Here is a 5,432-nt window from a genome sequence, read left to right as displayed (position 1 = left end):
GAGCCGGCCACGGTGGCGATGTTCGTCGCGGTCGGCGGTCAGCTGGCCGCGGCCATGGAGCGTGCCCGCCTCGACGAGGCGCAGGCCCGCTCGCAGCAGCAGCTGCGCGCGCACGCCGCCGCGGTGACCGACTCCTCGCTGACCCTGCAGCGCTCGCTCCTCCCCCAGGAGCTCCCCGAGCTGGACACCGTCGAGCTCGCGGTGCGCTACCGGCCCGGCGCCGCGGGGGCCGCGGTCGGCGGCGACTGGTACGACGTCATCTCCTCGCCGCAGGGCACGATCACCTTCGTCATCGGCGACGTCCAGGGGCACAGCATCAGCGCGGCCGCGGTGATGGGTCAGCTGCGCATGGCGATGCACGCCTACATCGCCGAGGGCCACGACCCGGACGTGGCGGTCGCCCAGGTCAACCAGCTCATGCTGTCGCTGGACACCAACGTCCTCGCGACCTGCTGCCTGGCCACGCTGAGCCCGTGCACGGGCGAGCTCGTCCTCGTCCGCGCCGGGCACCCGCTGCCCGTGCTCTCCGATCCGTCCGGGCACACGGTCGAGCTCGCCTGCGAGGGCGGCCTGCCGCTGGGCACCGTCGCCGACACGACGTGGCCGGTCACCCGCACGACGCTGCAGCCCGGCTCGCGGCTGCTGCTGTACACCGACGGCCTGGTCGAGCGGCGCGAGGTCGGCATGGACGAGACGGTCGCCGAGCTCGTCGCGACGGTCAGCGGCCTGCACGGCAGCAGCGCGGGCGCGACCGCCGACGCGGTCCTGCTGGCGGCGCGCTCGCACTCGGCCGACGACGTCGCCCTGCTGGTCTGCGACTACCGCGGCCACGGGGCGCAGGACCGGGTGACGGTCGAGGTCGACCGGCGCGAGGAGGTCTCGCGCGCCCGGGCGGTGGCCGCCGACGCGCTGCGCCGCTGGGGGCTGGAGAAGGCCGAGGACTCGGTGCTGCTGCTCGTCAGCGAGCTGGTCACCAACGCGCTCGTGCACGCCGGCAGCAGCGCCCACCTCGCGCTGCTGCAGCTCAGCGACGCGGTGCGCATCGAGGTCAGCGACCGCAGCCCGAGCGAGCCGCGTCCGCGGATCGCCTCGACCGAGGCGGTCGGTGGCCGCGGGATGCTGCTGGTGGACGCGCTGTCGTCGCGCTGGGGCACGATGGAGCGCCGCGACGGCAAGACCGTCTGGGCCCAGGTGCCGGCCTAGCCCTCGGAGGCCTCGCGCGCGGCCTGCTCGAGCCGGTCGTGGTGCGCGTCCCAGCCGCCCGGCGGCCCCCACACGTTGTCGTCCCGCGAGCGCATGCCCGCCACCCCGTCGATCGCTTCGCGGACGATGTCGGCGTGGCCCGCGTGCCGGTGCGTCTCGGCGATGACGTGGAGCAGGACCTGGTGCAGCGTCACGCGTCCGTGCTCGCCCCACCACTCCACGTGGCCGACGGCGTCGAGGTCGAGCTCACGGATCGTCGCGTCGTCGTGCGTCCACGCGTCGCGGTACAGCTGGACGACCTGGGCCCGGTCTCGTACGGCTGCACCCACAGGTCGGCGTTCGGCTCGGCGTCGGGGCTCAGCCACGGCAGCGGGATGTCCGAGGGCCGGTCGAAGACGTCGCCGAGGTAGCCCAGCTCGATGCTGGCCACGTGCTTGACCAGCCCGAGCAGGTTGGTCCCGGTGCGGGTCATCGGCCGGCGGACCTCGTACTCCGAGAGCCCCTCGAGCTTCCACATGAGGGCGTCGCGTCCGGCCTGCAGGTAGCGGTGCAGGTGCTGCTTGAGCTGGTCCTGGTCCATGAGGCCCACCCTGGCACCCACCGGGGACCCATCGCGCCCGTGTTCGCCCAGGGCGTGCGGGGGTACGGGGCGGGCATGACACGCGCACCACGGACGACCACCGCCGAGCCGCCCTCGCGGGCGGGCTCGTTGCTCATGGGCCTGGGGATGGGCGGCTTCGTGGACGGGGTGCTGCTGCACCAGGTGCTGCAGTGGCACCACATGATCAGCGACGTCCACGGCAAGGAGCCGACGACCCTGTCGGGCCTGGAGTGGAACACGATGGCCGACGGGTTCTTCCACGTCGTGACCTGGCTGTTCGTGCTCACCGGCTCGCTGCTGCTCGTGGACGCCTGGCGTCAGGGCCGTCTGGCGCCGAGCTGGTCGTTCCACCTCGGTCTGCTGCTGACCGGCTGGGGCGTGTTCAACCTCGTCGAGGGCGTGATCGACCACCAGCTCCTGGGCGTCCACCACGTGCGCGACGACCTCGGCGGCCCGCTGTCGCGGGACCTGGGCTTCCTCGCCCTCGGCGCGCTGCTCGTCGTCGTCGGCTGGCTGCTGCACCGCCGCGGCCTGCAGGCGGCCGAGGACCCGGCCGAGCTGCGCGACCGCCTGGCCGCCGAGTACCGCGAGAACGTCGCGCGTCCGTACCTGGCCGCCGAGGCCGGCATCGTCGACGACGTGATCCTGCCCGAGGAGACCCGCGACACCATGATCCAGTCCCTGCGCATGCTGACCCACGAGGCGGGCCACCGTGGCTGAGGTGCGCGCCGAGATCGTCGGCAACGTCTGGAAGCTGCTCGTCGCCGAGGGCGACGCCGTCTCGGCCGGCGACACGCTCGCCGTGCTGGAGTCGATGAAGATGGAGATCCCCGTGCACGCGCCGGTCACCGGCGTCGTGGGGAGCGTCCCGGTCGCGGAGGGCCAGATCGTCCAGGAGGGCGACGTCGTGGTCGTCATCGAGGGGTCGTCGGCCGACGCCTGAGCGGCTGCGGCAGGATGCCCGGGTGACCGAGCACCTCGTCCCGCTGCGCTGGTCGGACCTCGACTCCCTGCGCCACGTCAACAACGTCAAGTACGCCGTCGTGGCCGAGGAGGTGCAGGCGCGCCTCGTCGCGGAGGGCGTGCTGCCCGCCGACCGCACCGTCGTGGCGGCCGAGGTGACCTACCGCTCGCCGATGCACCTGTCGACGCGTCCGGTCGTCGTGACCAGCGAGGTCGACGGCGACCGGCTCGTGCAGGACCTGGCCATGGACGACGCCGACGGCGCCCGGCACGTGCACGCCCGGGTCGAGACCCGGTTCGGCGAGCGCGCGGGCACCACGTCGTCCGCGCCGGACGTCGCCCTGCGCACGTCCTACCGCCTGCGCGAGGTCGACGGCGGCCGTGACGGCCTGCTCGGCGTCGCCGGGCTGCTGGAGCTGGCGCAGGAGAACCGGATCGCGTTCATCCACCGCTCGGGCATCGACCTGGGCGGCGCCGTCGTCGTGGTGTCGATGGCCCTGGACGTGCACGCCGACCTGCCGGCCGCGGCGGGGGAGGTCACGACCGCGAGCTGGATCGGGCACGTCGGCTCGTCCTCGTACTCCATCGTCTCCGAGGTCGTCCACGACGGACGCGTGGTCGTGCGCGGCCGGGCCGTGCTGGTGGCCTTCGACCTGGAGGCCGAGCGGTCGCGCCCGCTGGACGAGGCGACCCGCGCGCGGCTGGTCGAGCTCAGCGCCTAGCTCAGCCCGGCGTGTTCACCATGAACGTGGCCGCGTGCTGCACGTAGGCCCAGAACTGCGCGTCCAGCTCGGGCGGCAGCGCCGCCTTGTCGAGCCCCGCGCGGAAGTGGCGCAGCCAGGCGTCGCGCGCCGCGCTGTCGACGGCGTACGGGGCGTGACGCATGCGCAGCCGCGGGTGGCCGCGGGTCTCGGAGTACGTGCCGGGGCCGCCCCAGTACTGCTCGAGGAACATCGTGAACCGCTCCGCGGCCGGGCCGAGGTCCTCCTCGGGGTACATCGGCTTGAGCAGCGGGTCGGTGGCCACGCCCTCGTAGAACGTCTCGACGATCAGGCGGATCGTGTCGTGCCCGCCGATCGCCTCGTAGAAGCTGACCTCGCCGTCCGCGGTCGTCACTGCTGTCCCTCCGTGGCCAGGGGCGCCGTCACGGTCGCCGGGATGCGGATGCCCGCCGCGTCGAAGCGGGTCTTGATGCGCTCGCGCAGCGCGCGCGAGACGTCCCACTGCTTGAGCGGCGCGGTCTTCACCAGCACGCGCAGCACCGGGCCGTCCTTGTCGAAGCGCTCGATGCCGGGCACCTCGGGCTCCTCCAGGATGTCGCCGCGGAAGGTCTCGTCCTCGTAGACCTCGTGGGCGACCTGCTTGAGGATCGCCTGCACCTGGTCGAGGTCGGACTCGTAGCCGACGGTGATGTCGAGCACCGAGCGCGCCCAGTTCTGGCTGAGGTTGCCGACGCGCAGCACCTCGCCGTTGCGGACGTACCAGACGGTGCCGCTGACGTCGCGCAGCCGCGTGACGCGCAGGCCGACCGCCTCGACGGTGCCGCTGGCCTCGCCGAGGTCGATGACGTCGCCGACGCCGTACTGGTCCTCCATGATCATGAAGACGCCGGAGAGGAAGTCCTTCACCAGCGTCTGGGCACCGAAGCCCACGGCCACGCCGACGATGCCGGCGCTGGCCAGCAGCGGGGCGATGTTCACGCCGAGGCGCGGCAGGATCGTCAGCACCGCGATGGCGCCGATGACGCCGGTGACGATGCTCTTGAGCAGCGAGCCCATCGCCTCGGCGCGCTGGACGCGCCGGGCGTTGGCCCCCGGACGGAGCTCGGAGAAGAACTCGGCCGCCTTCCCGTGGCGCAGGACGCCGGGCACGGCGCCCTTGGAGGCGCGCTTGACGACCCGGTCGATCGCACGGTTGATCAGCCACCGCGCGACGACGGCGAGGACGACGATGAGGGCGATGCCCGCGGCGTCCGTCGCGAGCTCCTCGAGCGACCAGGACGCGGGCAGGTCGAAGTCGAGGTACGGCATGGCTCCACTGTACGGGCGGCTACGATGGGCCCATGAGCACCAAGCGCCTCGCCGTCGTCCTGGCCACCGTCGTCGTCTCGCTCGTCGTCACCGCCGGTCCCGCGGCGGCCGACGCGCCCTCGACGTGGGAGGACGCGCCGGAGCAGTCGCTGCTCGACTTCCTGATCCTCATCGTCGGCATCCCCGCCGCGCTGTTCGTCGTCATCGGCCTGCTGGCCGCCCTCGTCTCGCGCAACAACTACGTCCCGCCGCCGGCGGAGACCGCGCTCGTCCCGGCCGGCGACAAGGCCCCCGTCCAGCACCACTGACCTCCCGGAGGGGACTCACCCTCCGAGACCGCGTCACCTCCTCGCTGAGCGTGACGTTGTGTACGTATCGACCGGCGTGTCGCGTGCACAACGTCACGCTCAGTGCGTTGTGGACGGCGTTCGGCGGACGGCGCAGCCCCGCGGCCACCATCGGACGATGGACCAGGCACGACGCATCTCGGAGCTGAAGGAGTCCGGGCTCACCCGCCGCGCGCGGGACGCCGACGTCTGGGAGCGGCCGTACCGCGGCATCAGGCGTCCCGCGTCGCTCGACCCGGCGGACCCGGACGTCCGCATCGCCGACGCCGTGTGCGCCATGGCGGACGG

General features: G+C 73.1%; 8 protein-coding genes. 5 read left to right on the top strand and 3 right to left on the bottom strand.

Annotated elements, in window-relative coordinates:
* On the top strand, positions 1–1,203 hold a 1,203-nt coding region (locus tag AC2W7G_RS08565; RefSeq protein ID WP_485868061.1), incomplete at its 5' end, for an ATP-binding SpoIIE family protein phosphatase.
* Here AC2W7G_RS08565 and AC2W7G_RS08560 read toward each other — a convergent pair.
* Entirely contained in the window at positions 1,200–1,568 is a 369-nt protein-coding gene (locus AC2W7G_RS08560) for a mycothiol transferase (protein WP_485868060.1), read from the bottom strand. The two genes, AC2W7G_RS08565 and AC2W7G_RS08560, sit on opposite strands and share 4 nt — an antisense overlap.
* A 290-nt stretch (positions 1,569–1,858) precedes the next feature.
* Here AC2W7G_RS08560 and AC2W7G_RS08555 point away from each other — a divergent pair, with 290 nt between their 5' ends.
* The 3 genes from AC2W7G_RS08555 to AC2W7G_RS08545 are packed head-to-tail and all read left to right on the top strand — an operon-like array spanning position 1,859 to position 3,489.
* On the top strand, positions 1,859–2,524 hold the full coding sequence (locus AC2W7G_RS08555) for a DUF2243 domain-containing protein (protein WP_485868059.1): 666 nt from the start codon (positions 1,859–1,861) through the stop codon (positions 2,522–2,524).
* Positions 2,517–2,747, top strand: a complete 231-nt coding sequence (locus tag AC2W7G_RS08550; protein WP_485868058.1) for a biotin/lipoyl-binding carrier protein — start codon at positions 2,517–2,519, stop codon at positions 2,745–2,747. Before AC2W7G_RS08555 ends, AC2W7G_RS08550 begins: the two co-directional genes overlap by 8 nt.
* Before the next feature lie 22 nt (positions 2,748–2,769).
* On the top strand, positions 2,770–3,489 hold the full coding sequence (locus AC2W7G_RS08545) for a hypothetical protein (RefSeq protein ID WP_485868057.1): 720 nt from the start codon (positions 2,770–2,772) through the stop codon (positions 3,487–3,489).
* Between the two features lies 1 nt (position 3,490).
* On the opposite strand, the gene AC2W7G_RS08540 is transcribed toward AC2W7G_RS08545, so the two are convergent.
* The gene (locus AC2W7G_RS08540) at positions 3,491–3,883 is read right to left on the bottom strand and encodes a globin (protein ID WP_485868056.1); all 393 of its coding nucleotides are present in this window, start codon (positions 3,881–3,883) and stop codon (positions 3,491–3,493) included.
* Entirely contained in the window at positions 3,880–4,797 is a 918-nt protein-coding gene (locus tag AC2W7G_RS08535) for a mechanosensitive ion channel family protein (protein ID WP_485868055.1), read from the bottom strand. Before AC2W7G_RS08535 ends, AC2W7G_RS08540 begins: the two co-directional genes overlap by 4 nt.
* Before the next feature lie 32 nt (positions 4,798–4,829).
* Here AC2W7G_RS08535 and AC2W7G_RS08530 point away from each other — a divergent pair, with 32 nt between their 5' ends.
* Positions 4,830–5,105, top strand: a complete 276-nt coding sequence (locus tag AC2W7G_RS08530) for a hypothetical protein (protein ID WP_485868054.1) — start codon at positions 4,830–4,832, stop codon at positions 5,103–5,105.
* Positions 5,106–5,432 lie beyond the last annotated feature (327 nt).

The sequence above is a fragment of the Aeromicrobium sp. PFPM2_SD2 genome (assembly GCF_057364525.1).
This window is presented reverse-complemented; position numbering and strand designations above follow the sequence as displayed.

Bases quoted from the DNA above. Each gene is read 5' to 3' on its own strand.
- AC2W7G_RS08555 (WP_485868059.1), top strand. From the start codon at position 1,859: ATGACACGCGCACCACGGACGACCACCGCCGAGCCGCCCTCGCGGGCG.
- AC2W7G_RS08530 (WP_485868054.1), top strand. From the start codon at position 4,830: ATGAGCACCAAGCGCCTCGCCGTCGTCCTGGCCACCGTCGTCGTCTCG.
- AC2W7G_RS08535 (WP_485868055.1), bottom strand. From the start codon at position 4,797: ATGCCGTACCTCGACTTCGACCTGCCCGCGTCCTGGTCGCTCGAGGAG.